The 1,061-nt window shown below is 68.1% G+C and carries 1 protein-coding gene and 1 pseudogene; both read right to left on the reverse strand.

Translation table 11 applies throughout. The features are described from left to right. Nucleotides 1–135 precede the first annotated feature (135 nt). Complete coding sequence (locus tag BHE75_RS13605) at nucleotides 136–576, reverse strand: DNA polymerase III subunit chi (protein ID WP_070934213.1); 441 nt, start codon at nucleotides 574–576, stop codon at nucleotides 136–138. A 23-nt stretch (nucleotides 577–599) separates the two neighbouring features. Next, nucleotides 600–1,061: pseudogene (locus BHE75_RS13610) on the reverse strand (leucyl aminopeptidase); the annotation flags it as partial.

Raw genomic sequence — 1,061 nt, forward strand, 5'->3', positions numbered from 1 at the left:
GGCGTCGGGCTTGATGATCGAAAAGGTGCGTTCGGTCGCCATGGCCGAGCGTGCTCCATGATATTTGGGGTGTGGAAAGTGGCGGCTCTCTAGTCTTTGAGGCGCCGTTAAGCAAGCCGGGGCCGCCGCGAACGATCAGGCGGCCTTCGCCCAGCGCCCGCTTTCGTCCTGCTTCCAGAAATTGCGGACGACATCCTCGCGCCCGGCCAGCGCCTTCCAGGCGGCGCGCGCGGCATCGATCGAGCCGTCGTCGAAAAGATGGAAGGCGCGGTCGAAGGCCAGCGCCTCGTCGCGCCAGATGCCGTCCGCCAGCGCGATGTTGCGCGCGCCATTGGCGGCATCGGCCGTGGCGGCGATCAGCACGGGTTGCAGCGCCTCCCCCCCATCACCGGCGCGGCCGTGGGGGAGGAAGCTGTCCGCCGCATAGGTCCAGAGCTGCTGGTCCAGCCGGGCGGCCTGCCCATCGTCGGCGCAGACCACCAGCAGCCGCGCGCCATCCGCCAGCAGGCGTTCGGCGATGCGCGGCAGCACCCGTTCGATCGGGCTGGAGGCCAGGTGGTAGAAATCAACCTGCACGCAGCCTCCCCCCGCTATCCCGGTCAGCCTTCGAAGCGATCGGCGACGAGCCGGTCGAGCAGGCGCACGCCATAGCCGGTGGCGCCCTTATCCCACAAAGTGCCGGGCTTCGCGGCCCAGACCATGCCGGCGATGTCGAGATGCGCCCAGCGCACGCCATCCTCCACATAACGCTGGAGGAATTGCGCGGCCGAGATGGAGCCGGCATCGCGCGGGCCGACATTCTTCATGTCCGCGATCGGGCTTTCGATCAGCTTGTCATAGGCGTCCGACAGCGGGAAGCGCCACAGCTTCTCGGCCGTCGCGCGGCCGGCGGCGAGAAGCTGGTCGGCCAGCTCGTCGCTGTTGCTGAACAGGCCGCCATGCTCATGGCCCAGCGCGATGATCATCGCGCCGGTCAGCGTGGCGAGATCGATCACCGTCTTCACCTTGTGCGTCTTCTGCACCCAGGTGATCGCGTCGCAGAGCACCAGACGCCCCTCGGC

The organism is Edaphosphingomonas haloaromaticamans (genome assembly GCF_001853345.1).
GTDB lineage: Bacteria > Pseudomonadota > Alphaproteobacteria > Sphingomonadales > Sphingomonadaceae > Sphingomonas_E > Sphingomonas_E fennica.